Origin of the sequence: Gracilibacillus suaedae (assembly GCF_017599345.1) — a bacterium.
Taxonomy (GTDB): domain Bacteria; phylum Bacillota; class Bacilli; order Bacillales; family Amphibacillaceae; genus Gracilibacillus; species Gracilibacillus suaedae.
The window spans coordinates 62,068-88,007 of the sequence record NZ_JAGFVL010000011.1 but is presented as its reverse complement, the minus strand read 5'-3'; the positions used below and the strand labels follow the sequence as shown (position 1 = coordinate 88,007).

Annotated in this window: 23 protein-coding genes and 2 other annotated features (1 of these 25 running past the window's edge); of the genes, 21 read left to right on the top strand and 2 right to left on the bottom strand. The window is 39.0% G+C overall.

The genetic code is table 11. The features are described 5' to 3' along the window. Positions 1–74 (top strand) — a binding site (T-box leader); it begins 141 nt to the left of the window's first position. Positions 75–161: 87 nt separating this feature from the next. From cysE to tuf, 21 genes are all read left to right on the top strand, one after another. Beyond that, the gene (gene cysE / locus J5J03_RS01780) at positions 162–821 is read left to right on the top strand and encodes a serine O-acetyltransferase (protein WP_208585804.1); all 660 of its coding nucleotides are present in this window, start codon (positions 162–164) and stop codon (positions 819–821) included. After that, positions 811–2,211 carry a cysteine--tRNA ligase gene (gene cysS, locus J5J03_RS01775; protein ID WP_208585803.1) on the top strand — a complete coding sequence of 467 codons (1,401 nt, stop codon included), beginning with the start codon at positions 811–813 and terminating at the stop codon, positions 2,209–2,211. Before cysE ends, cysS begins: the two co-directional genes overlap by 11 nt. Continuing rightward, the gene (locus tag J5J03_RS01770; RefSeq protein ID WP_208585802.1) at positions 2,211–2,621 is read left to right on the top strand and encodes a Mini-ribonuclease 3; all 411 of its coding nucleotides are present in this window, start codon (positions 2,211–2,213) and stop codon (positions 2,619–2,621) included. Before cysS ends, J5J03_RS01770 begins: the two co-directional genes overlap by 1 nt. Then, positions 2,618–3,364 (top strand): 23S rRNA (guanosine(2251)-2'-O)-methyltransferase RlmB, encoded by a 747-nt coding sequence (gene rlmB, locus J5J03_RS01765; RefSeq protein ID WP_208585801.1) that lies wholly within the window; start codon positions 2,618–2,620, stop codon positions 3,362–3,364. The genes J5J03_RS01770 and rlmB overlap by 4 nt, the downstream gene beginning before the upstream one ends. After that, on the top strand, positions 3,364–3,873 hold the full coding sequence (locus J5J03_RS01760; protein ID WP_208585800.1) for an NYN domain-containing protein: 510 nt from the start codon (positions 3,364–3,366) through the stop codon (positions 3,871–3,873). The genes rlmB and J5J03_RS01760 overlap by 1 nt, the downstream gene beginning before the upstream one ends. Positions 3,874–3,979: 106 nt before the next feature. Then, positions 3,980–4,624: an RNA polymerase sporulation sigma factor SigH gene (gene sigH / locus J5J03_RS01755; protein WP_208585799.1), complete on the top strand. Its 645-nt coding sequence runs from the start codon at positions 3,980–3,982 to the stop codon at positions 4,622–4,624. A gap of 85 nt (positions 4,625–4,709) precedes the next feature. After that, positions 4,710–4,856, top strand: coding sequence for a 50S ribosomal protein L33 (gene rpmG, locus J5J03_RS01750; RefSeq protein WP_208585798.1), 147 nt, complete (start codon positions 4,710–4,712; stop codon positions 4,854–4,856). 40 nt (positions 4,857–4,896) lie between these two features. Next, positions 4,897–5,076: a preprotein translocase subunit SecE gene (secE, locus tag J5J03_RS01745; protein WP_208585797.1), complete on the top strand. Its 180-nt coding sequence runs from the start codon at positions 4,897–4,899 to the stop codon at positions 5,074–5,076. Positions 5,077–5,213: 137 nt separating this feature from the next. Then, entirely contained in the window at positions 5,214–5,750 is a 537-nt protein-coding gene (gene nusG, locus J5J03_RS01740) for a transcription termination/antitermination protein NusG (RefSeq protein WP_208585796.1), read from the top strand. Positions 5,751–5,918: 168 nt separating this feature from the next. Further along, entirely contained in the window at positions 5,919–6,344 is a 426-nt protein-coding gene (gene rplK / locus J5J03_RS01735) for a 50S ribosomal protein L11 (RefSeq protein ID WP_018934198.1), read from the top strand. A gap of 172 nt (positions 6,345–6,516) precedes the next feature. Continuing rightward, positions 6,517–7,212, top strand: coding sequence for a 50S ribosomal protein L1 (gene rplA / locus J5J03_RS01730; protein ID WP_163582588.1), 696 nt, complete (start codon positions 6,517–6,519; stop codon positions 7,210–7,212). Between the two features lie 64 nt (positions 7,213–7,276). Then, positions 7,277–7,437, top strand: a sequence feature (ribosomal protein L10 leader region). Between the two features lie 35 nt (positions 7,438–7,472). Continuing rightward, the gene (gene rplJ, locus J5J03_RS01725) at positions 7,473–7,973 is read left to right on the top strand and encodes a 50S ribosomal protein L10 (protein ID WP_208585795.1); all 501 of its coding nucleotides are present in this window, start codon (positions 7,473–7,475) and stop codon (positions 7,971–7,973) included. 63 nt (positions 7,974–8,036) lie between these two features. Beyond that, entirely contained in the window at positions 8,037–8,402 is a 366-nt protein-coding gene (gene rplL / locus J5J03_RS01720) for a 50S ribosomal protein L7/L12 (RefSeq protein WP_018934201.1), read from the top strand. Between the two features lie 604 nt (positions 8,403–9,006). After that, complete coding sequence (locus J5J03_RS01715) at positions 9,007–9,600, top strand: class I SAM-dependent methyltransferase (protein ID WP_208585794.1); 594 nt, start codon at positions 9,007–9,009, stop codon at positions 9,598–9,600. Positions 9,601–10,064: 464 nt separating this feature from the next. Further along, positions 10,065–13,607: a DNA-directed RNA polymerase subunit beta gene (gene rpoB / locus J5J03_RS01710; protein WP_208585793.1), complete on the top strand. Its 3,543-nt coding sequence runs from the start codon at positions 10,065–10,067 to the stop codon at positions 13,605–13,607. 106 nt (positions 13,608–13,713) lie between these two features. Continuing rightward, entirely contained in the window at positions 13,714–17,325 is a 3,612-nt protein-coding gene (rpoC, locus tag J5J03_RS01705; RefSeq protein ID WP_269435774.1) for a DNA-directed RNA polymerase subunit beta', read from the top strand. Between the two features lie 231 nt (positions 17,326–17,556). Then, a complete protein-coding gene (locus J5J03_RS01700) occupies positions 17,557–17,808 on the top strand; it encodes a 50S ribosomal protein L7ae-like protein (RefSeq protein WP_208585792.1) in 252 nt (83 codons plus the stop codon). 99 nt (positions 17,809–17,907) lie between these two features. Next, positions 17,908–18,321, top strand: coding sequence for a 30S ribosomal protein S12 (gene rpsL / locus J5J03_RS01695; RefSeq protein WP_208585791.1), 414 nt, complete (start codon positions 17,908–17,910; stop codon positions 18,319–18,321). 40 nt (positions 18,322–18,361) lie between these two features. Further along, positions 18,362–18,832, top strand: a complete 471-nt coding sequence (gene rpsG / locus J5J03_RS01690; protein WP_018934207.1) for a 30S ribosomal protein S7 — start codon at positions 18,362–18,364, stop codon at positions 18,830–18,832. A 42-nt stretch (positions 18,833–18,874) separates the two neighbouring features. Continuing rightward, positions 18,875–20,953 carry an elongation factor G gene (gene fusA, locus J5J03_RS01685; protein ID WP_208585790.1) on the top strand — a complete coding sequence of 693 codons (2,079 nt, stop codon included), beginning with the start codon at positions 18,875–18,877 and terminating at the stop codon, positions 20,951–20,953. Positions 20,954–21,070: 117 nt separating this feature from the next. Beyond that, a complete protein-coding gene (gene tuf / locus J5J03_RS01680) occupies positions 21,071–22,261 on the top strand; it encodes an elongation factor Tu (RefSeq protein WP_208585789.1) in 1,191 nt (396 codons plus the stop codon). Between the two features lie 636 nt (positions 22,262–22,897). On the opposite strand, the gene J5J03_RS01675 is transcribed toward tuf, so the two are convergent. Further along, positions 22,898–23,935 (bottom strand): sugar ABC transporter substrate-binding protein, encoded by a 1,038-nt coding sequence (locus J5J03_RS01675; protein WP_208585788.1) that lies wholly within the window; start codon positions 23,933–23,935, stop codon positions 22,898–22,900. A 21-nt stretch (positions 23,936–23,956) separates the two neighbouring features. After that, entirely contained in the window at positions 23,957–25,666 is a 1,710-nt protein-coding gene (locus J5J03_RS01670) for a methyl-accepting chemotaxis protein (protein ID WP_208585787.1), read from the bottom strand. Between the last annotated feature and the right edge of the window lie 274 nt (positions 25,667–25,940).

Below are 25,940 nucleotides of genomic sequence, written 5' to 3'. Positions count from 1 at the left end.
GCCGTTATCGGTCCAAAGTGGAGGGGAGAATTTTTCCCTAAACAGAGTGGAACCGCGCCAAAAGCGTCTCTGAGGTATTAAACCTTGAGACGCTTTTTTTGTTAGAAAAAAGAACACGGTTAGAAGCAATCATATATACGCAATAGGGGGGATAATGATCCGTGGGTTTCTTCAAATTACTCAAAGAAGACATCGAAGTTGTTTTTGATCAAGACCCGGCCGCAAGAACCTATTTTGAAGTTTGCTTAACATATTCCGGTTTACATGCCATCTGGGCACATCGAATCGCACACGCCTTTTATCGTAAAAAATTCTTTTTCATCGCTAGAGTCATTTCACAAATTAGCCGCTTTTTTACTGGTATCGAGATTCACCCAGGTGCGAAAATTGGCAAACACTTCTTCATTGACCATGGGATGGGCGTAGTTATTGGTGAAACATGTGAAATCGGAGATAATGTCACGATATACCAAGGTGTAACATTAGGTGGTACGGGGAAAGAGAAAGGAAAGCGACACCCAACGCTTAAAGATAATGCACTGGTTGCCACAGGAGCAAAAGTATTAGGATCGATTACAATCGGAGAAAGTTCTAAAGTAGGTGCCGGTTCTGTTGTGTTAAAAGATGTTCCGGATCATTCAACCGTTGTCGGGATACCAGGCAGAATCGTCATACAAAACGGAGAGAAAGTACGTAAGGATTTAGATCATCATAAGCTTCCAGACCCTATTAGTGAAGTATTGAAGGGAATGGATGAGGAGATAAACCGATTAAAAAAAGAGCTAGAAGACTTAAAAGGAGCGAATCGAGATGACCATTAATATATACAACACACTTACACGAAAAAAAGAGAAATTTCAATCCATTGAGCCGAATCGTGTCAAAATGTATGTGTGTGGCCCTACTGTGTATAACTACATTCATATCGGAAATGCACGTCCAGCGATTGTTTTCGACACCGTGAGGAGATATTTTGAATATAAAGGCTATCAAGTAGACTACGTTCTCAACTTCACAGATGTCGATGATAAGCTAATCAACGCTGCTAAGGAATTGGGAGAAGAAGTACCAACTATTGCAGAACGTTTTATTCAAGCATATAAAGAAGATGTCGGTGTATTGGGTGTAAAGGAAGCTGTTCATCACCCTAGAGTAACCGAAACAATGGATGATATTATTAGCTTTATTTCTACCTTAATCGACAAAGGGCATGCTTATGAAGCAGATGGTGATGTTTATTTTAAAACAAGGTCATTTGATAAGTATGGTAAGCTATCTCACCAATCAATTGATGAATTAAGATCAGGTGCGCGTATTCAAGTAGGCGAGAAAAAACAAGATCCGTTAGACTTTGCTTTATGGAAACAAACAAAAGATGGAGAAATAGCTTGGGACTCGCCGTGGGGGGAAGGTCGACCAGGCTGGCATATTGAATGCTCAGCAATGGCTAAAAAGTATCTCGGTGATACGATTGATATCCACGCTGGTGGTCAAGATTTAACATTTCCGCATCATGAAAATGAAATTGCCCAATCTGAAGCAGCTAATGGGAAATCATTCGCAAATTATTGGATGCACAATGGGTATATTAATATCGATAATGAAAAAATGTCGAAATCACTCGGTAACTTTGTGCTAGCTCATGATCTCATTCAAAAACATGACCCAAAAGTATTGCGTTTCTTTATGTTAAGTGTCCACTATCGTAACCCGATCAATTTTAGTGATGCATTATTAGAAAGTGCGAAAAACAGCTATGATCGTATTGAAAATGCGTTAACAAACTTGGAGCACCGTAAAGAGTCAAGTGTGAATTTAGCTGATGATAACCAACAATGGTTGGATAAAATAGATGGACTGAAACAACAATTTGAACAAGAAATGGATGATGATTTTAATACGGCGAATGCAATAGCGGTAATTTTTGATCTTGTTAAAGAAGCCAATGTATATCTGAAGTCAGATCATACACATGCAGCCGTGATCGATACATTTATCGATACCCTTACAACTTGGTTAGAAGTGTTAGGTATTCCACAGAATCAAGAAGATCAACTACTCGATGAAGAGATAGAAGCGTTAATAGAAAAAAGAATTGAAGCACGAAAAAACAAAGACTTTCAACTGGCAGATAAAATTCGAGATGACTTAAAAGAACGTAATATCATTCTAGAAGATACACCACAAGGTACAAGATGGAAGCGAGGTTAATGATGACAAAGCAGCAGCCAAGAGAAATGAAGAGTCTAGCTCTCGCTTATATGGGCGATGTTATTTACGAGAAATATGTGAGGGAATATTTAATCCACATGGGTACTGTCAAAGTACAACAATTACATCAACATGCTGTCCGATTTGTAAAAGCAACTTCCCAAGCAAAAGTAGTACATCATTGGATGGATACCAATCAGCTTACAACAGAAGAATTGGCTGTACTAAAAAGGGGACGAAATGCCAAATCTGGATCCGTCCCCAAGAATACAAGCGTACAAGCTTATCGTTACAGTACAGCTTTTGAGGCATTAATCGGGTTCCTATACTTGGACCAGCAGCATGAACGGTTAGAGCTACTAATCAAACAGGCGATAGCCATTACAGAGAAGGGAGATGGTCAAGAATGAGCGGAGAATGGATCATTGGAAAGAATACCGTAATGGAAGCATTGGAATCTGAACGTTCTATCCAAAAATTATATTTGACTGAAAACCTGAATACTTCCTTGGCAAAAAAGTTGCAAGGACTAGCGAAGGCAAAAAATGCCCCTGTACAACGTGTGCCAAAAAAGAAACTGGATCAAATGGTTGAAGGGAATCATCAAGGTATTGCTGCGCTGGTTGCCGCTTATGACTATGCATCACTAGATCAGTTATTCGAAATAGCAGAAAAAAAAGATGAACCGCCATTCTTTTTAATTTTAGATGAAATAGAAGATCCACATAATTTAGGTTCCATTCTTCGTAGTGCTGATGCAACAGGTGTCCATGGCGTGATTATTCCCAAGCGAAGAGCTGTTGGCTTAACCGCTACGGTTGCCAAAACATCTGTTGGAGCGATTGAACATATTCCGGTTGTAAGAGTAACCAATATGGTACAAACAATAGAAGAATTAAAGTCGCGAAATGTATGGATTGTTGGTACAGAAGCAGAAGCGACAGAGGATTACCGTAAACTAGATGGTCAGCTCCCTGTTGCACTTGTCATCGGTAACGAAGGAAAAGGGATCAGCCGTTTAGTGAAGAAAAATTGTGATTGGACGATCAGTTTACCAATGATAGGGTCGGTTTCATCATTAAACGCCTCTGTTGCGGCAAGCCTATTAATGTATGAAGTATTCCGAAAAAGAGATAAACATGGTGAATCCTAATGGATGTACTTTTAGTAGATGGATACAACATGATTGGCGCTTGGGAAGAATTAAAAGCTTTAAAGGATAAGGACTTAGAGCAAGCCAGATTGCTGTTGATCGACAAAATGGCGGAATACCAAGCATACCGCAAAAGGAAAGTAATCGTTGTTTTCGATGCCTATGAAGTGAGAGGGGTGGAGAATAGACAACAGCAGTATAAAGTAGAGGTTATCTTCACGAAAGAGAATGAAACAGCTGACCAATGTATTGAGCGTCTTGTCAAAGAGTTTAAGAATGTGCGGACAAAGGTTTTTGTAGCCACTTCTGATTATACAGAACAGCGTACGATTTTTGCGCAAGGAGCATTTCGAATCTCTGCAAGGGAACTGGATATTGAATTAAAAAATATTCAAAAGGAGATTGAGGTAGATATAGAAGAACATCAACAAAATAAAATAAAGAGTAAAATTCCGTTGGACGACACCGTGTTGCAGGTGTTTGAGAAATGGCGCCGTGGTAATAAATAACAAAAGAGCAGTTGACGTAAATAAAGCGCTTCCTGTATAATGTTGCTATTATGGTCTGCAATACCTAATTTTTGGCATTGAGCCGGGAGGAGTCCCAATAACTATCATGCGAGTAGAAAATAGAGATACTGACTTTCAGCATTTAGACGATAATGAATTAGTATTGCTAGTGCAGGACGGAGACACACAAGCGCTCGAATTTTTAATTCAAAGGTATAAATCATTCGTTCGAGCGAAAGCCAAGACGTATTTTCTCGTAGGAGCTGATCACGAAGATATTGCACAAGAGGGTATGATCGGTCTTTATAAAGCGATTCGTGATTTTCAAGAGGACAAGCTTTCTTCCTTTAAAGCTTTTGCAGAATTATGTATTACCAGACAAATTATCACCGCTATTAAAACAGCTACAAGGCAAAAACATATGCCATTGAACTCTTATGTGTCTTTGGATAAACCGATTTATAACGATGATTCTGAGAGGACGTTGTTAGATGTTTTAGAAGCAACTATTGCGATGGATCCACAAGAATTGCTAGTTAATAGAGAACGTTATGGTGATATGGAAAATAAGTTAGCAGAATTGCTAAGTAAGTTAGAGCGGGAAGTATTATTACTTTACCTGGAAGGGAAATCTTATCAAGAAATCTCTGCTGAATTAAATCGTCATGCTAAATCTATTGATAATGCTTTGCAACGCGTCAAAAGAAAGCTAGAAAAATATCTAGAAGCGAGCGGTATTCACATATCTTAAACTATTCTACTAGTTGTCGTTGACAGTAATCTTTAACCATGCTACATTATAATAAGTGTGAAAACCCATATAAGAGGTGGGAAGTTTGGGTAAAAAACTAGCATTAGCGTGCGAGGTTTGTCATAGTAGAAATTATAGTACGGAAAAGAATCCATCGATTTCTGACCGGATTGAAATAAAGAAATTTTGTAAGAGATGCAACCGACATACCATTCATCGCGAAACAAAGTAGATCATGACGGTAGTTAGAAGACAGTTTGGAGGTACCTTCTGTGAAACCAGTTACTTTTTTAAAGAACGTCAACCGGGAAATGAAGAAAGTTTCATGGCCAAGAGGTCGTGAATTAACTCGTTATACGATTACAGTAGTATTAACCGTTGCTTTTGTAACAGTTTTTTTTGCGCTTATTGACTTAGGTATTACACAACTTCTTAATATGTTATTTGAATAATTCGCTATAATATATGTTATACTGTAACTAAATATGTAAGAAAAGAACCCGTTTGGCGGGTTTTTTAAATGCAAAGAAATCGACCGAAGGAGAAGTTAAATTAAGGGAGGGAAGGCCGAGCAAAGGCCCTCGATATTATGGAAAAAAGATGGTATGTCGTGCATACTTATTCAGGTTATGAAAACAAAGTGAAAACCAACCTAGAAAAACGATTAGAATCTATGGGGATGGAAGATAAGATTTTCCGTGTATTAGTCCCAGAAGATGAAGAAACAGAAATAAAGAACGGAAAAAAGAAAGTAGCGAAAAAGAAAGTATTCCCAGGTTATGTGTTAGCGGAAATGGTCATGACAGATGACTCTTGGTATGTCGTGCGTAATACACCTGGTGTAACAGGTTTCGTAGGGTCTGCGGGTTCAGGATCCAAACCGACACCACTATTGGAAGAAGAAGTGGAAATGATCTTGAAGCGAATGGGCTATGATGAGCCTGTTACGGAAATAGACTTTGAAATGAAAGAAACGGTAGAAGTAATAGATGGTCCATTTAACGGCTTTTCAGGCTCTATAGAAAACATAGATTTAGATAAACAAAAAGTAAAAGTCCATGTTAATATGTTTGGAAGAGAAACACCAGTTGAATTGGACTTTTCTCAGGTTAAGAAGTTGTCATAAGGAGCTTCAAATATAAAAATATAGGAAAACCACTTGCATTTTTACTTATATAATGCTAAAATTCTTATGTTCTTTATGCCTCGAGTATAAGGTTATTTTTTGCATATGTAATCGAGTGGGAGGGCAAGAGCCCTATTACCACATCACGGACTTAAGGAGGTGTGTCTCGTGGCTAAAAAAGTAGATTCAGTTGTAAAGCTACAAATTCCAGCAGGAAAAGCAAATCCCGCACCACCAGTTGGGCCAGCTTTAGGTCAAGCAGGTATTAACATCATGGGATTCTGTAAAGAGTTTAACGCTCAAACCCAAGATCAAGCTGGTATGATTATTCCAGTAGAAATCACGGTATATGAAGACCGTTCATTTACATTTATTACGAAAACTCCACCAGCAGCAGTATTGCTTAAAAAAGCAGCTGGTATTGAAACTGCGTCAGGTGAACCAAATCGTAACAAAGTGGCAACACTAAACCGCGATAAGGTTAAAGAAATCGCAGAATTAAAAATGCCAGACTTAAACGCTGCTGATGTTGAAGCTGCAATGCGTATGGTCGAAGGTACTGCACGTAGTATGGGTATCGTTATCGAAGACTAATCTCACAGCGTTGTACAAAAGCGGAAGGTTGCGGTAGTGGAGAATGCTTCATCAACCGCAACCTTTATCTTTGAGGTTTAGTTAGTAACGGGTTTCGCCGTTCAAATCTAACTTTTCCGCTTAAGTAAGTGGGAGGTATAACCGTTAAAACCACAGAAGGAGGAAATTAAAAATGGCAAAGAAAACAAAAAAGCAACAAGAAGCATTAAAACTTGTTGACCGTACAAAAACGTATGAAGCAAAAGAAGCATTAGAGCTAGTACAAAAAGCTTCTACAGCAAATTTTGACGAAACTGTTGAAGCTGCATTCCGTCTTGGGGTAGATCCTAAGAAAGCAGATCAGCAAATTCGTGGAGCGATGGTGCTACCACACGGAACAGGTAAAACACAAACCGTTCTTGTATTTGCAAAAGGGGACAAAGCGAAAGAAGCAGAAGCTGCTGGTGCTGATTATGTAGGAGATCAAGAATTAATCAACAAAATCAACCAAGGTTGGTTTGAGTTTGATGTTGTTGTAGCAACTCCTGACATGATGGCAGAAGTAGGTAAACTTGGTCGTGTATTAGGACCAAAAGGTCTTATGCCAAACCCTAAAACAGGAACAGTTACTTTCGAAGTAGAAAAAGCTGTGAATGAAATCAAAGCAGGTAAAGTAGAATACCGTGTAGATAAACAATCAAATATTCATGTACCAATTGGTAAAGTATCATTTGATCTTGACAAGCTTGTTGACAACTTCAACGCATTAGCAGATACAGTTGTAAAAGCAAAACCACAAGCTGCCAAAGGTACGTATATTCGCAACGTAGCTGTTTCGTCTACAATGGGACCTGGCGTTAAAGTAGATTCATCAAATTTCGCTAAATAATTTGCTTGACTTTTGCTGAAAGGTTTTATATAATTCTTAAGGGTCAAGTTGACTACTTTAAAAATAAATGAATAACATTATACCGTAGACAGTAGGTGCTCATTAAGCTTAATTTCCTACCGAGGTGTGTCTGAATAAATGACAGAAATCCTTTTTTATAAGGGATCCTGTATGCAGTCATAAACCTCCATGTCTACCAAGATATGGAGGTTTTCGTTTTATACGGGCGGTATAATGATCGCGTTCTAGGAGGTGGAATCATGTCAAAGGTGATTGAACAAAAGAAACAAGTTGTTTCTGAAATCGCAGAAAAACTTCGTGACAGCCAATCAACGATCCTTGTAGACTACAGAGGTCTTGATGTAGCAGAAGTTACGGAATTGCGTTCACAACTACGTGAAGCAGGCGTGGAATTCAAAGTGTACAAAAACACAATGACTCGTCGTGCGGTAGAAGAAGCTGAACTTACTGACTTAAATGATGTTTTAGTAGGTCCTACAGCTATCGCATTCAGTAAAGATGATGTTGTGGCTCCTGCCAAAGTTTTAAATAACTTTGCGAAAGAGCATGAAGCATTAGAAATTAAAGGTGGCGTGGTTGAAGGATCAGTAGCATCACTTGAGCAAATCAAAGAACTTGCAGATCTTCCAAATTACGAAGGAATGCTTTCTATGCTACTCAGTGTACTACAAGCACCAGTACGAAACTTTGCATATGCGACGAAGGCTGTTGCAGAGCAAAAAGAAGAGCAAGGTGCGTAAGAGTTTCTTATCAGAAGACAAACGATGTTCGTGAATATAAAATAAAATTAGGAGGAATTGAACATGTCTAAAGAACAAATTATCGAAGCAATTAAAGAAATGTCCGTTCTTGAATTAAATGACTTAGTAAAAGCAATTGAAGAAGAATTTGGAGTAACTGCAGCAGCTCCTGTAGCAGTAGCAGGTGGAGCAGCAGGCGGAGAAGCAGCTGAAGAGCAAACTGAATTTGATGTAGTACTTGAAAGTGCTGGATCTTCTAAAATTAAAGTTGTTAAAGCTGTTCGTGAAATCACTGGTCTTGGACTTAAAGATGCTAAAGACCTTGTAGATAACGCACCTGGAGCAATCAAAGAGGGCGTTGACAAAGAAGAAGCGGAAGAAATGAAATCTAAGCTAGAAGAAGCTGGCGCAACAGTAGAATTAAAATAAGTAAGAAACACAGAAAAGCTCGCTATGCACAATGGCGAGCTTTTCTTTACAACTAAGAATTTTAACAATCATCATATAAAACATAAACTGCGAAGTAACGTGAGTAAGGATATGCTCTCTTCCGTACTGAATTTTGATGAGTGCATAATCGTCGCTGCGGAAAAATACTCCCTTTCCGGGGGCACGGCCTCAGCTAACTTTGCAAAGAAAAACACTTTGCAAAGTGGATCTTCGGCTCGTGCTGTTCCCCCAGGAGTGTCGCATTTTTCCGCAGCTTCGAATAGTGTTCTGGAAAAAAGAGAGGGAAGCAAGCGTAAATATTCTAGGTGATTCTTTCCAATCTCTAATTCAGAACACTAAATGTAGCGGAGGCAGAATATGGAGACTCCTGTGGGACAGCGAGAGCTGAAGATCCACTTGGTGAAGTGCTTTTCTTCACCAAGTTAGCTGAAGCCGAGCCCACGGAAAGCGCAGTATTCTGCCGGAGCGCATGTGAGCACTCATCATTAATCAGGATGGGAGAAAGCCTCACTTTTCACCTTTCATTACTTCGCAGTATGTATCTATAGGGAATTAGATTTAACAATGGAAAGTGGGTGTGGAAATGGATCAGTATTTTTCGCGGTCTCCTGATGTTGCTAGTGATCCGCAAACGTGGGAATATCTATTAAGGGGAAAGAAGTTCACTTTTACTACAGATAACGGTGTTTTTTCTAAGGGTGAAGTCGATTTCGGCTCACGTGTTTTAATTGAGGCTTTTCACGCGCCTGATATAGATGGCCCATTACTAGACTTAGGTTGTGGTTATGGCCCTATCAGTATTGCCCTAGCTGCAACACTCCCTGAACGTTCAGTTGTTGGAGTAGATGTAAACGAAAGAGCATTATCATTAGCAGAAAAAAATGCTAAACAAAATAAAATCGCCAATGTATCCTTTAAAGAGAGTGATATATTATCCGATGTAACGGACCAGTCATTTGCCGCCATTTTAACCAACCCACCAATCAGAGCTGGTAAACAAATTGTACACAAGATGTTTGAAGAAGCAAAAAAGGCTTTGCTACCAAATGGCGAACTGTGGGTTGTTATTCAGAAAAAGCAAGGAGCACCTTCAGCAAAGAAGAAGCTAACAGAATTATTTGAAGAGGTAGAGGTAGTAAAGAAGGAAAAAGGATACTTTATTTTTCGCGCAAAATAATTTGACTCTGTTAGATGTTTGTGGTAGTATTGAAAAATGCCAATAGGACGGAAGGTTTGTCAAGTGAAAATGTTGGAAAAATGTATATTTTTTTAAAAAATAGGTAAAACTATTCAACATGAGACTTTTGTAACTTGGCATCTTTGTTGTTACTATTAAACGGCTATTAGCTAATAGAGATTGTCTACTTAACCTTTTAGAAATCCTTTTATTATTTTCCACAGAACTATTAGTAATTGAATAACATTTGCTTATCGCAAATGTCTATATAAAGCTTGTGTCCTAAAAAGATCACAGGTTTGTTCGGTATGCTAACCGGACGAGTGTTTAACACTTACTAAATTTATACGATCTATAGAAAAATGTCAAATGCCTATAGTAAGTTATGTATAAATAGTAAGTGTGGTTTCATTTGTGCTATTTTTATAGCAACTATCTTTAATATTGATCGAGGGGTGAATCAGTTGACAGGTCAACTAGTTCAATACGGACGACACCGCCAACGCAGAAGCTACGCGCGTATCAGCGAGGTATTAGAATTACCAAATTTAATTGAGATTCAAACTGCATCCTATCAATGGTTCTTAGATGAGGGCTTAAGGGAAATGTTTCAGGATATTTCTCCAATCGAGGATTTTGCCGGCAATTTGTCACTAGAATTTGTTGATTATAGCCTTGGAGAACCAAAGTATCCAGTCGATGAATCCAAAGAAAGAGATGTAACATACAACGCTCCTCTTCGAGTAAAGGTTCGTTTATTGAATAACGAAACAGGTGAAGTGAAAGAGCAAGAGGTCTTTATGGGTGATTTTCCATTAATGACGGAAACAGGTACTTTTATTATTAATGGTGCAGAGCGTGTTATCGTTTCACAGCTTGTTCGTTCACCTAGTGTTTACTTTAACCAAAAAATTGATAAGAATGGAAAACGTGGTTATGGCGCTACTGTTATCCCAAATAGAGGTGCTTGGTTAGAATTTGAAACAGACGCAAAAGATGTTGTACACGTACGAATTGATCGTACTAGAAAATTACCTATTACGGTATTACTCAGAGCGTTAGGTTTCGGTGATGACCAAGAAATTTTAGATTTATTTGGCGAAAACGAGTATTTAAAGAATACATTGGAAAAGGACAACACAGAAACAAGTGAAAAGGCATTATTAGAAATTTATGAACGCCTTCGTCCTGGAGAACCGCCAACAGTAGAAAATGCTAAAAGCTTATTGGTTTCCAGATTTTTTGATCCAAAAAGATATGATTTAGCACATGTTGGTCGTTATAAAATAAATAAAAAGTTACATTTAAAAAACCGTTTATTTAACCAAATCCTTGCAGAACCACTAGTGGACCCGGAAACGGGTGAAGTGATTGCTAACAGAGGTGATAAGTTAGATAGACGCTTGTTAGATAAAATATTACCAATACTAGACTCTGACGAAAATCGCTTCGGTGAGAGAGTGCTAGAACCGAATGAAGGTGTATTAGAGGATCCGATTCGTGTTCAATCGATTAAAATTATGGATCCAACTGATCCAGAAGGTGAAAGAACACTAACTGTATTAGGCAATTGTAATGTGGATGACGGTATTAAAAACATTACACCAGCTGACATTCTTTCTGCAATCAGTTATTTCTTTAACATTTTACATCAGGTTGGGGACACCGACGATATTGACCACCTAGGGAATCGACGTCTTCGTTCAGTTGGAGAGTTACTGCAGAATCAATTTAGAATTGGTTTGTCACGTATGGAACGTGTGGTTCGTGAGAGAATGTCCATTCAGGACACATCTTCTATCACTCCACAACAGTTAATTAATATACGACCGGTTATTGCATCTATCAAAGAGTTCTTTGGTAGTTCACAGTTATCTCAATTTATGGATCAAACTAACCCATTAGCAGAATTAACACATAAACGACGTTTATCTGCATTAGGACCAGGTGGTCTGACTCGTGAACGTGCTGGTTTTGAAGTGCGTGACGTTCACTATTCTCACTATGGACGCATGTGTCCAATCGAGACACCTGAGGGACCTAACATTGGGTTAATTAACTCTTTATCATCTTATGCGAAAGTTAATAAATTTGGTTTTATTGAGACACCTTATCGCAGAGTTGACCCTGAAACAGGTCGCGTCACTAACCAAATGGATTACTTAACGGCGGATGAGGAAGATAACTACGTCGTTGCACAGGCGAATGCGAAGTTAACTGAAGATGGTACCTTTGCTGATGAGGAAGTAATAGCAAGGTTCCGTGGTGAAAATACGATTGTAAAACGTGAAAAATTAGACTATATGGACGTTTCACCTAAGCAGGTTGTATCTGCTGCGACAGCATGTATTCCGTTTTTGGAGAACGATGACTCTAACCGTGCGTTAATGGGAGCAAACATGCAACGTCAAGCAGTACCACTTATGCAACCTAAATCACCGATTGTTGGTACGGGAATGGAATATGTATCAGGTAAAGACTCTGGTGCAGCTGTTATTTGTAAGCATGAAGGTGTTGTAGAAAGAGTGGAGGCGAAAGAAGTTCTGGTTCGTCGAATTACAGAAGTAGACGGGAAAGAAGTGGAAGGTGACTTGGACCGTTACCGTCTGCAAAAATTCATTCGTTCCAACCAAGGTACTTGTTACAACCAACGCCCAATCGTATCTAAAGGTGACCGTGTAACCAAAGGCGAAATTTTAGCTGATGGTCCTTCTATGGAAAAAGGTGAACTGGCACTTGGTCAGAACGTGCTTGTAGGCTTTATGACATGGGAAGGTTATAACTACGAGGATGCGATCATCATGAGTGAGCGCCTTGTAAAAGACGACGTCTATACTTCTATTCACATTGAAGAATATGAATCAGAAGCGCGCGATACGAAATTAGGGCCTGAAGAAATCACACGCGACATCCCTAACGTCGGGGAAGACGCATTACGTGACTTAGATGAGCGTGGCATTATCCGTGTAGGTGCTGAAGTTGAAGACGGTGATTTATTAGTTGGTAAAGTTACACCTAAAGGGGTAACAGAATTATCAGCCGAAGAACGCTTGTTACACGCTATTTTTGGTGAGAAAGCACGAGAAGTTCGTGATACTTCACTTCGAGTACCTCACGGTGCAGGTGGAATTGTACTAGATGTTAAAATCTTCAACCGTGCAGATGGTGATGAATTACCACCAGGTGTAAACCAGTTAGTTCGTGTATATATTGTTCAAAAACGTAAGATTCACGAAGGGGATAAAATGGCTGGTCGTCACGGTAACAAAGGTGTTATCTCGAAAATTTTACCAGAAGAGGATATGCCATTCTTACCAGACGGTACACCGATCGATATCATGTTAAATCCATTAGGGGTACCATCTCGTATGAACATTGGGCAAGTACTTGAACTGCACTTAGGTATGGCAGCAAGACAACTAGGCATTCACGTTGCATCACCAGTATTTGATGGTGCACGCGAAGAAGATGTTTGGGAGACTTTAGAAGAAGCTGGTCTGCCAAGAGATGCGAAAACAATCCTTTATGATGGACGTACAGGTGAACCGTTCGATAATCGTGTATCTGTTGGTGTGATGTATATGATCAAGCTAGCACACATGGTGGATGATAAGTTACACGCTCGTTCAACAGGTCCATATTCACTTGTTACGCAACAACCACTAGGCGGTAAAGCACAATTTGGTGGTCAGCGTTTCGGTGAGATGGAGGTATGGGCATTAGAAGCCTACGGTGCAGCCTATACACTACAGGAAATTTTAACGGTTAAATCAGATGATACAGTAGGTCGTGTAAAAACATATGAAGCGATCGTTAAGGGCGATAATGTCCCTGAACCTGGAATTCCAGAATCATTTAAAGTATTGATTAAGGAATTACAAAGTTTAGGTATGGATGTAAAAATGCTATCTGGAGATGAGCAAGAAATCGAACTTCGCGATGACGAGGAAGATGATAATCAATCAGCAGATAACTTTAACCTAGAAATCGAAGAAACTACTAGTTAAGGAAATATTCAAACCCGATCATTCCTCTTCCAAGGCTGATCGGGTGAGAGTTGTCTATAAATCTTAGAGTGAACGAAAACCCAAAGACTAAAAGGGAGGTTTACCCTTGTTAGATGTAAATAATTTTGAATTTATGAAAATCGGATTAGCATCACCAAATAAAATTCGTTCTTGGTCATTTGGTGAAGTAAAAAAGCCTGAAACTATTAACTACCGTACACTTAAACCAGAGAAAGATGGTTTGTTTTGTGAACGTATTTTCGGTCCACAAAAAGACTGGGAATGTCATTGTGGAAAGTATAAGCGTGTAAGATACAAAGGTGTCGTATGTGATCGTTGTGGTGTCGAAGTAACAAAGGCAAAAGTTCGCCGTGAACGTATGGGTCACATTGAATTAGCGGCTCCTGTTTCACATATCTGGTACTTCAAAGGTATCCCAAGCCGAATGGGGCTAGTATTAGATATGTCACCTAGAGCGCTGGAAGAAGTTATTTACTTTGCAGCATATATTGTGACAGACCCAGGTGATACAGCATTAGAGAAAAAACAATTATTATCTGAAAAAGAATACCGTGCTTATCGTGATAAATATGGTAATTCTTTCAAAGCAGCAATGGGTGCTGAAGCAATCAAAAAAATCTTACAAGATATCGATCTTGAAAAAGAAGTAGAACTGTTACGTGAAGAATTAAAATCTGCACAAGGTCAACGTAGAACTCGTGCAATCAAACGTTTAGAAGTATTAGAAGCATTCCGTAACTCTGGTAATGACCCAAGCTGGATGATTATGGACGTTCTACCGATCATTCCACCTGAATTACGACCAATGGTGCAATTAGATGGTGGACGCTTCGCAACTTCTGACTTAAACGACTTATATCGTCGTGTAATCAACCGTAACAATCGTCTAAAACGCCTGCTTGACCTTGGAGCACCTAGCATTATCGTGCAAAACGAAAAGCGTATGCTTCAAGAAGCAGTAGATGCATTAATCGATAATGGACGCCGTGGACGTCCGGTAACAGGACCAGGTAACCGTCCGTTGAAATCTCTTTCCCATATGTTAAAAGGGAAGCAAGGTCGTTTCCGTCAAAATCTACTAGGTAAGCGTGTTGACTATTCCGGTCGTTCCGTAATCGTAGTAGGTCCACACTTGAAGATGTATCAATGTGGTTTGCCGAAAGAAATGGCTGTGGAGTTATTTAAACCGTTTATTATGAAAGAATTAGTAGAGCGAGGTTTAGCTCATAACATTAAATCAGCAAAACGTAAAATTGAGAGATTGCATGAAGAAGTATGGGATGTCTTAGAGGACGTTATTAAAGAACATCCAGTACTATTAAACCGTGCACCAACACTACACCGTTTAGGTATTCAAGCATTTGAGCCGACGCTTGTAGAAGGTCGTGCAATCCGCTTGCACCCACTTGTTTGTACTGCATATAACGCAGACTTCGATGGCGACCAAATGGCGGTCCACGTTCCTTTATCAGCAGAAGCACAAGCAGAAGCACGTATTTTAATGCTTGCTGCCCAAAACATTCTAAATCCGAAAGATGGTAAACCAGTTGTTACTCCATCACAGGATATGGTACTTGGTAACTATTACGTAACAATGGAACGTGAGAATGCTATTGGTGAAGGTATGGTGTTTAAGGATATAAATGAGGCTTTAATTGCATATCAAAACGGTTTTGTGCATTTACACACACGTGTTGCGATTCAACCAGCTTCACTAAATAAAGAAGCATTTACTGAGACGCAAAAAGATAAATTAATGATCACTACCGTTGGTAAGTTAATCTTTAACGATATGCTTCCAGAATCATTCCCATACATGAATGAACCAACGCAACAAAACTTAGAGGTTGCAACACCGGATAAGTATTTCGTTGAGCCTGGAGCTAATATTAAAGAAGAAATTGCCCAACGAGATATTATCCCACCATTTAAAAAGGGAATTCTCGGTGATATCATTGCCGAAGTATTCAAGAAGTTCAAGATCAGTGAAACTTCAAAAATGTTGGACCGTATGAAAGACTTAGGATTTGCTTATTCTACAAAAGCTGGTATCACAGTAGGTGTATCAGATATCGTCGTGCTTGCTGAGAAAGAAGAAATTCTAGCAGAAGCACAAGATAAAGTAGATAAAGTATTGAAGCAATTCCGCCGAGGTTTAATTACCGATGAAGAACGCTATGACCGTGTAATTTCTGTATGGTCACAAGCGAAAGATACCATTCAAGAGAAGCTGATGAAATCCTTGAACCCGTGTAACCCGATCTTTATGATGAGTGATTCAGGTGCACGTGGTAACGCATCTAACTTTACACAGTTAGCAGGTATGCGTGGACTAATGGCGAACCCGGCTGGTCGAATCATTGAATTACCGATCAAATCCAGCTTCCGTGAAGGTTTAACAGTATTAGAGTACTTTATTTCTACACACGGTGCTCGTAAAGGTCTTGCCGATACAGCTCTTAAGACAGCAGACTCTGGTTATTTAACAAGACGTCTTGTTGATGTTGCACAAGATGTGATTATCCGTGAAGAGGATTGTGGAACAGACCGTGGTTTAACTGTATCTGCTATTAAAGAGGGTACAGAAATGATCGAACCACTTATTGATCGTCTTATCGGTAGAACAGTATTCCAGAATGTGAAGCATCCTGAAACAAACGAATTAATCGTTGCGAAAAACGAAGTGATTTCTGAAGATGCGGCAAAAGAAATCGTAGAATTAGGAATTGAAGAAGTAACCATTAGAACCGTCTTCACATGTAATACTAAACATGGTGCATGTAAAAAATGCTATGGCCGTAACTTAGCTACTGGTGAGGAAGTAGAAGTGGGCGAAGCTGTAGGTATTATTGCCGCTCAGTCTATTGGTGAACCAGGTACACAGCTAACAATGCGTACATTCCATACCGGTGGTGTAGCAGGAAGCGATATTACCCAAGGTTTACCGCGTATTCAAGAGATCTTCGAAGCGCGTAATCCGAAAGGTCAGGCAGTTATTTCCGAGATTTTCGGTACTGTCCAAGATGTGACCGAAGTGAAAGACAAACAAGAAATTGTTGTCCAAGGTGCGATAGAAACCAAAACCTATACAGCGCCGTATGGTGCTCGACTTAAAGTTTCTATCGGAGATGAGGTAGAAGCAGGTCAAGCACTAACGGAAGGTTCCATTGATCCAAAAGAACTCTTGAAAGTTAAAGGTATTGACGGCGTACAATCTTACTTATTAAAAGAAGTACAGAAAGTATACCGTATGCAAGGGGTAGAGATCGGCGATAAACACGTCGAAGTAATGGTTAGACAAATGCTTCGCAAAGTGCGTGTAGCTGATTCCGGAGATACAGAAGTATTACCAGGATCTCTACTGGAAATCCACCAGTTTAAAGATGCAAACAAACAAGCGTTAGTAACAGGCGGTCAGCCAGCGGTTGGTCGTCCGGTACTACTAGGTATTACCAAAGCATCACTTGAAACAGATTCATTCTTATCTGCTGCTTCCTTCCAGGAGACTACAAGAGTCCTAACAGATGCAGCGATCAAAGGTAAACGAGATGAGTTACTCGGACTGAAAGAGAATGTTATCATTGGTAAACTAGTGCCAGCAGGTACCGGTATGCAACACTATCGTCGTATCCAGGAAAAACTGGCCGTTGATCCCGCACAAGAAGAAGAAACAGACTCTGAAGAAGTTATTCAGTAACAATAAAAGCTCTAGATACTAACGGACGCTTGAGCTAGGCAATACAACAGGATTACCTGCAAAAAAAATGCAGGTAATCCACTATTACATTTACTTGAAAGAAAACAAGGTATGAATGAAACACTTTAAATAATTATTTATTTTTACAAATAAAAGTTGACATTAATTTTTTGTGATGATAGTATATTTAAGGTGCTTCCGTTATCCCTTGTTACTTTGGAGGATATGGAGATGTCTTATGAAAAAGTGGCACAGGTAAATACTGAAAAGATAGTCGGAACGAAACAAGTTTTAAAAGCCATAAAAAATGGTTATGCAAAAGAAGTAATAGTTGCTAGTGATGCTGATTCACATATTACTAGTAAAGTTTTGCGAGTTGCGACTGAACATAATGTCCCTTACTACTATGTTGATTCTATGAAGGAACTTGGAAAAGCATGTGGGATAGATGTCGGTGCAGCAACGGTAGTGATCAAACAATAAAGTTTTGGCAATTATTTGCGAAGACTTTGTTTTTTGCTCTATTATGAACCACCTGGATGTGTGGTATTACATCTTAAGAACAGAGAGGAGGAAAAATAGATGCCAACTATTAATCAATTAGTGCGTAAAGGTCGTGTAACTAAAGGTAAAAAATCAGATTCACCTGCTTTAAATAAAGGGTACAATAGTCGTAAAAAAATTGCGACTGATCAATCTTCTCCACAAAAACGTGGTGTATGTACTCGTGTAGGAACACTTACACCTAAGAAACCGAACTCTGCACTTCGTAAATATGCGCGTGTTCGTTTGTCAAACCAAATCGAGGTTACAGCTTATATTCCTGGAATTGGTCACAATCTTCAAGAACACAGTGTTGTATTAATTCGTGGAGGTCGTGTAAAAGACTTACCAGGGGTGCGTTATCACATTGTTCGTGGTGCGCTTGATACTTCAGGTGTAGAAGGGCGTATGCAAGGCCGTTCAAAATACGGTGCGAAAAGACCTAAAAAATAAGTGATTTCTGATAAAAACACAATAGAAAGGAGGGGAAGATATGCCACGTAAAGGACCAGTACCAAAGCGTGATGTCTTACCAGATCCGTTATACAACTCAAAACTTGTTACACGTTTAATCAATCAGATCATGATTGATGGAAAAAGAGGTAAAGCACAAAAGATTTTGTATCGTGCTTTTGAATTAGTTCAAGAACGTAGTGGTCAAAACGCTATGGACGTGTTTGAACAAGCTATGAAAAACGTTATGCCAGTACTTGAAGTTCGTGCTCGTCGTGTTGGTGGTTCCAACTACCAAGTACCAGTAGAGGTTAGACCAGAACGTCGTCAAGCATTAGGTTTACGTTATATTGTAAATTATTCTCGTCTTCGCGGTGAAAAAACAATGGAAGAGCGTTTAGCGAATGAAATCCTAGATGCTTCAAATAATACAGGTGCATCTGTTAAAAAACGCGAAGATATGCACAAAATGGCAGAAGCAAACAAAGCATTTGCTCACTATCGCTGGTAATCATCAAACTAACAATATTTCATGTAGGAAGGAGAAAGATTCATGCCTAGAGAGTTCTCCTTGGAGAAAACACGTAATATCGGTATCATGGCACACATCGATGCTGGTAAAACAACTGCAACAGAACGTATTTTATTCTATACGGGACGTATCCATAAAATTGGGGAAACACATGAAGGTGCTTCTCAAATGGACTGGATGGAGCAGGAACAAGAACGCGGTATTACCATTACTTCTGCGGCAACAACTGCTCAGTGGAAGGGTCACCGTATCAACATCATCGATACACCTGGACACGTAGACTTCACAGTTGAAGTTGAACGTTCATTACGTGTACTTGATGGTGCGGTAGCTGTACTAGACGCACAGTCCGGTGTAGAGCCACAAACAGAAACAGTATGGCGCCAAGCGACAACATATGGTGTACCACGTATCGTTTTTGTAAACAAAATGGATAAAGTAGGAGCTGACTTTCTTTATTCTGTAGGTACAATTGGCGATCGTCTGGGAGCAAATGCTCACCCAGTACAACTCCCTATCGGTGCTGAAGATGAATTTGAAGGAATCATCGATCTTATCACGATGGAAGCTTACTACTACTTGGATGACTTAGGTACTCGTGCAGAAGCGAAGCCAATTCCTGATGAGTACAAAGAGCAAGCTGAAGAATACCGCACAAATCTAGTTGAAGCAGTAGCTGAATTAGATGAAGATCTAATGGAACGATACTTAGAAGGTGAAGAGTTCTCTAATGATGAATTAAGAGCTGCTGTTCGTAAAGCAACTTTAAGTGTTGAGTTCTATCCGGTATTCTGTGGATCTGCCTTCAAAAACAAAGGGGTACAATTGCTAATCGATGGTGTTGTGGATTACTTACCATCACCATTAGACATTCCTCCGATTGAAGGTATTGTTCCAGGAACAGATGAAGAAATAGTTCGTAAGGCAGACGACAAAGAGCCATTCTCTGCACTTGCATTTAAAGTAGCAACAGACCCGTTTGTAGGTAAACTTACATTCTTCCGTGTGTACTCTGGTTCATTAAAATCAGGTTCATACATTAAAAACTCTACGAAAGATAAACGTGAACGTGTAGGACGTATCCTACAAATGCACGCAAACTCTCGTGAGGAAATCTCTGAGGTTTATGCTGGTGATATTGCTGGTGCTGTTGGTCTAAAAGATACTAGTACTGGTGATACGTTATGTGATGAGAAAAGCGTGGTTATTCTAGAATCTATGGAATTCCCTGAACCAGTTATCTCTGTAGCAATCGAGCCTAAATCAAAAGCTGACCAAGACAAAATGGCAGTTGCATTAGGCAAGCTTGCTGAAGAGGATCCTACATTCAAAACAGAAACAAACCAAGAGACTGGTCAAACGATCATCTCAGGTATGGGTGAGTTACACCTTGATATCATCGTGGATCGTCTAAAACGTGAGTTTAAAGTTGAAGCTAATGTTGGTAATCCACAAGTATCTTACCGTGAAACTTTCCGTGGCTCTGCGGAAGTGGAAGGTAAATTCGTTCGCCAATCAGGTGGTCGTGGTCAATATGGTCACGTTTGGGTTAAATTCGAACCTAACGAAGAAGGTGCAGGCTTTGAATTTGTCAATAAAATCGTTGGTGGTGTAGTACCACGTGAATACATCCCATCTGTTGAGGCTGGTATTAAAGAATCAATGGAAAATGGTGTAGTAGCTGGTTATCCATTAATCGATGTGAAAGCAACACTTTATGATGGAAGCTATCATGATGTTGACTCTAACGAAACAGCATTTAAAGTAGCAGCATCAATGGCGTTGAAAGCTGCCAAAAATAAATGTAATCCTGTTATTCTCGAACCTATCGAGAAAGTCGAAGTGGTTATACCTGAAGAATACATGGGAGACATTATGGGTGATATAACTTCTCGTCGTGGACGTGTTGAAGGTATGGAAGCTCGTGGCCCAGCACAAGTAGTAAAAGCCTTCGTACCTCTTGCAGAAATGTTTGGTTATGCAACTTCACTTCGTTCTAATACACAAGGTCGTGGTACTTACACTATGCACTTTGATCACTACGAAGAAGTTCCTAAGAGTGTAGCGGAAGAAATTATTAAGAAAAATGCTGGTGAATAATTGATTTTTTTCTTAATCTAAAGTATAACTTGTATTATAGGCTTAGATGACAAATGTCTAAGCCGAGATACATGAAAATATAAAAAACTTTTTACTTATTTAAAGGAGGAAATATACATGGCTAAAGAAAAATTTGACCGTTCCAAAGACCACGTTAATATTGGTACAATTGGACACGTTGACCATGGTAAAACAACTTTAACTGCAGCAATTACAAACGTTCTTTTCAACAAATATGGTAGCGGGGAAGCTCGTGCATATGACCAAATCGATGGTGCTCCAGAAGAGAAAGAACGTGGAATCACAATTTCAACAGCACACGTTGAGTATGAAACTGATAACCGTCACTATGCACACGTTGACTGCCCAGGTCACGCTGACTATGTTAAAAACATGATCACTGGTGCTGCACAAATGGACGGTGCTATCCTTGTAGTATCTGCAGCGGATGGTCCAATGCCACAAACACGTGAGCACATCTTACTTTCTCGTCAAGTAGGTGTACCTGCGATTGTTGTATTCTTAAACAAATGTGACATGGTAGATGACGAAGAACTTCTAGAACTAGTTGAAATGGAAGTACGTGATCTATTAAGCGAATATGACTTCCCTGGTGATGATGTACCAGTAATCAAAGGTTCTGCACTTCAAGCACTTGAAGGTGACGAGCAGTACGTTAACGCAATCCTTGAACTTATGGATGCTGTTGATGACTATATTCCTCGTCCAGACCGTGACACTGAAAAACCATTCATGATGCCAGTTGAGGACGTATTCTCAATCACTGGTCGTGGTACAGTTGCAACAGGACGTGTTGAGCGTGGTGTTGTAAAAGTAGGTGACGAAGTAGAAATTATCGGTCTTGCTGAAGAAGCTTCTAAAACTACTATCACTGGTGTTGAAATGTTCCGTAAGCTTCTTGACTATGCAGAAGCTGGCGACAACATTGGTGCACTACTTCGTGGTGTTGCACGTGAAGAAATCAACCGTGGTCAAGTACTAGCTAAGCCTGGTTCTATTACTCCACATACTAAATTCCGTGCAGAAGTTTATGTACTTTCTAAAGACGAAGGTGGACGTCATACTCCATTCTTCTCAAACTATCGTCCACAATTCTATTTCCGTACAACTGACGTAACTGGTGTTATCGAGTTACCAGAAGGTGTGGAAATGGTAATGCCTGGCGATAACATTGAAATGACAGTATCTCTTATCTCTCCAATCGCGATCGAGGATGGAACTAAATTCTCAATCCGTGAAGGTGGACGTACGGTAGGTGCTGGTGTCGTAGCAGAAATCATTGAGTAATCAATGATCGATTATATAAAACAGGTAGCTAGACGCTACCTGTTTTTTTAATAAGTAAAGAAATTATAACTATTGATATCACAACTTTTATAAGCAAGCATGTATAGGAAAAAGTGATTGAATACATATATTTAAGAAGCAGGAATAGCTATAGAGATGGGGTTGCCATTTTGAAAGCTAGCTAGTGCAGTCAACCGCTACGGCTGACCGTTTCGCTTTCCAAAGAGCATGCTAACGCTAAAGGAGTCGAAACGGTCGGCCTTCGCTATACTTTCTTCTACAACGAATAACAGCAAAAGCATATTGGTTTTATAACCCCTATTAGTGATTTCCTATGCCATATCTTACCCTTTCACAGGAATAATAACCCAAGTTACTTGGTCTGACAAATGTTGTAGCACATGGATAAAGCGGAGGCAGCCCACTTCCACTCCTGTGCCTGAAGATCCACTTTTTCGAGCGGCTTTTGCTCGAAAAAGTTAGCTGAAGGGCAAACCACACGGAAAGGGAAGTGGGCAGCCGGAGTGGTGGTCAAGCTGTTCAAATATTACATCATTACTATCAAAGTAATCAACATCTACATAGCATTAAATAAAGAAGGATCAGATTTTATTTGTCTGACCCCTCTTCCTTTATTTATTCATAGATTTCTTCTTCTGTGAAGTGGCCTGATTCTATAATTGTCTCGTTTATATTATCTTTGTTTACACGGATAGGTTCTAATAAGATAGAGGGTACGTCTATTTTTTGGTTATTTACAGTTCCATCTGTTGTAATTTCTGTCCCGTTTGCTACATCCATTGCCAGATTAGCCGCTTGATCGGCTAAATCTTCAATTGGCTTGTAAACTGTTCCAGCTTGTGTTCCTTCAAGAATTCTTTTAATTGCGTTTAACTCTGCATCTTGACCAGATATGGGAATATCCTCTGCTTGGTCACCAAGAACATTAACTGCTCCTTCCGCTAGTCCATCATAGCCTGTTACGATACCATCTAATTGAATGTTATTACTATTTAGAAACTCACTAAGTTGTTCTTCTGCAATATCTTTCGACCAATTGTCGGTATATTTATCATAGACAAGGTCTATATCGCCTTTATCAATTAGTGGTTGCAATACCTTCATTGCACCGTTTCGAACAAGTAATGCATTATTATCTGTTTCTGCCCCGCCAACATAAGCAAAGTTTCCGTTATTGACTTTGTCGAGTACAATCTGTGCTTGCAGCTCTCCAACTTTTTCATTGTCAAATGAAACATAATAATCGAGTTCTGTTCCTAGTATTAATTTATCATAGGCAATTACCTTAACACCTGCATCATGTGCTAATTCAACTGCTTCACTTGATGCTTCTGAATTAGAAGGGACAATAATTAACACATCAATTCCTTCATTGATCAACAGCTTTACCTGTTCTATCTGTACCTCTTGATTACCATTGGCAGCTAATGTTTTAATATTGCCACCAAGTTCCTTTACTTTACTTTCTACATATTCCTTGTCGCGGTACCACCTGTCCTCTTTCAAGGTATCTAATGCAAATCCGACATATACTTTATCTTTATCTGTGCGAAGCTTTGTTACAGCATTTTGCTCATCACTAGTAATATCACTTGATGTACAGGCAGCTAATAGTAACAAGATAATCAAGCTAAGCCAACCAATATGTTTCATATTCTAACCCCCAATTGTAGATTAAACTTTAAATTTATTTACTAACTCACGCATTCTATTAACAAGTTGTCTCAATTCGTTAGAACCATTTGATACATGCTCGATTGCTTCTTTTTGTTGAATGGCAGAAGCAGAAATTTCTTCAGAACCTGCAGCAGATTCTTCTGAGATAGCGGCTATGTGTTCAACAGATGTATTGATTTCATCCCCCGCTTTCTGGAAGTATGCCAAAGTACTAGAAATATCATCGACTTTTTCTGAGATTGTAGTAATTTTATCTTTTATCTCAAAGAAATACTGACCAGAAGTTTCAATTTGTTCTTTTCCTCTATTTACTTCACTGTATCCATTATTTAAATCAGTGACCATGATAGAAATGTCCTCTTTTATTTCATTTACGATAGAAGTGATACTATCTGAGGAATCACCGACTTCTTCTGCAAGCTTTCGAACTTCCTCAGCAACTACAGCAAAACCTTTACCAGCTTCACCAGCACGTGCAGCCTCAATGGATGCGTTTAAAGCTAATAGATTAGTCTGTTCTGAAATGGAACGTATTACAGTTACAAATTCTGAAATCGCTGAAGTTTGCTTTTCTAATGCATTTACTTTCTGAACAGATTCCTGGACTGTTTGAGTAATTATCTTCATTTGACTTAATGATGCCTTCATTTGTTTGTCTCCATCAATCGATACAGAAAGTACATCCTTTGAATATTGCGCAAGACTCTCACCATTTTCATTTGCTGAGCTGATTTTTTCATTAAATGCCTGCATTTGTTCAGAAATAGTACTTGATTCATCAGCCTGGCTTGTTGCACCGTTGGCCAATTCCTCAATGGTAATCGCAACTTGCTCACTACCTTCTTTTACGTCTGAGGCTATAGTGTGGAAGCTATTAATATGTGTATTTACAGTATCTGTGACACTAGATATTTCTTGAATCATATTTTTTAAACTACTTTTCATAAAATTGATGGAGTGGGCTAGTCTACCAATTTCATTTTTGCTGTTATCGTCTAAATCGTCGACATTTAAGTTTCCATTAGCAATCTCATCGCTAATGTCTACTACATTATTTAAGCTTTTTCTAATTGCTCGGTTAATAAACAACATCAAAGTAATCGAAAGCATAAGTGAAACAAGTAGAGATAAAATTAAAGTAAGAATCGTTGTTTGGATATTATTTTCAGCATTTGTTATTGATTTATTGTTTGATACAGTCGCTTCATCGGTTAATGTTTTTCCTAAAGCTAACGTTTCACTTTTTAATTCACTTGCTTCTTTCTGTAGTTCTGTAAAAGTGCTTGTATTAATTTGTTGAACATTTGGTACAATTTCACTAAAGAAATACTCGTCTAATAAGTGATTATTTTCGATAATTTTATTTAATGCTTCATGCTGACTATCGGATGTTAACTTTGTGCTTAGCGTTTTTGCTTGGTTCACAAAAGCCTCGCTTTTTTCTAAGTAATCAAGTAAGTACTGATCTGTTTCATTAACTAAAAATTCAGGCACAAATAAGTATTTTTCCTGATATAGTGACATTAAATTATTGACATCCACAACAATTTCATTTTTTGTTCGAGTGTTCTTTATTGAATGGTTGGTTCGGTCTAATAAGAAATATGTAATAGATACGGATGCGATAAAGAATAGTATTACAATTGTAAAGACAAAACCGTATTTCCAACCAATGGATTGGTTTTTCCAAAAACCATTAACCCTCATGTTAAATGCCCCCTGTGTTAGTATAATAATAGTTCCTAAATTATATATCGGATTTCACAGTAGTTTCTTAATCAAAACCGACTTATTTCGACAAAATTCTCGAATGTTAAATTAAATTTAGATAAATCCGTATTTTATCTTGCATTTTGCCGCTGGTTTTAATATAATAAACAATGTTGGTCATAAAACAGGCGATGATGCGGAAGGTTGTTGGCACACCCGGCCCCTTTGCCATGGCGGGTGTCTCAAGGAATTTTCGCGGAGAAAGTCTATT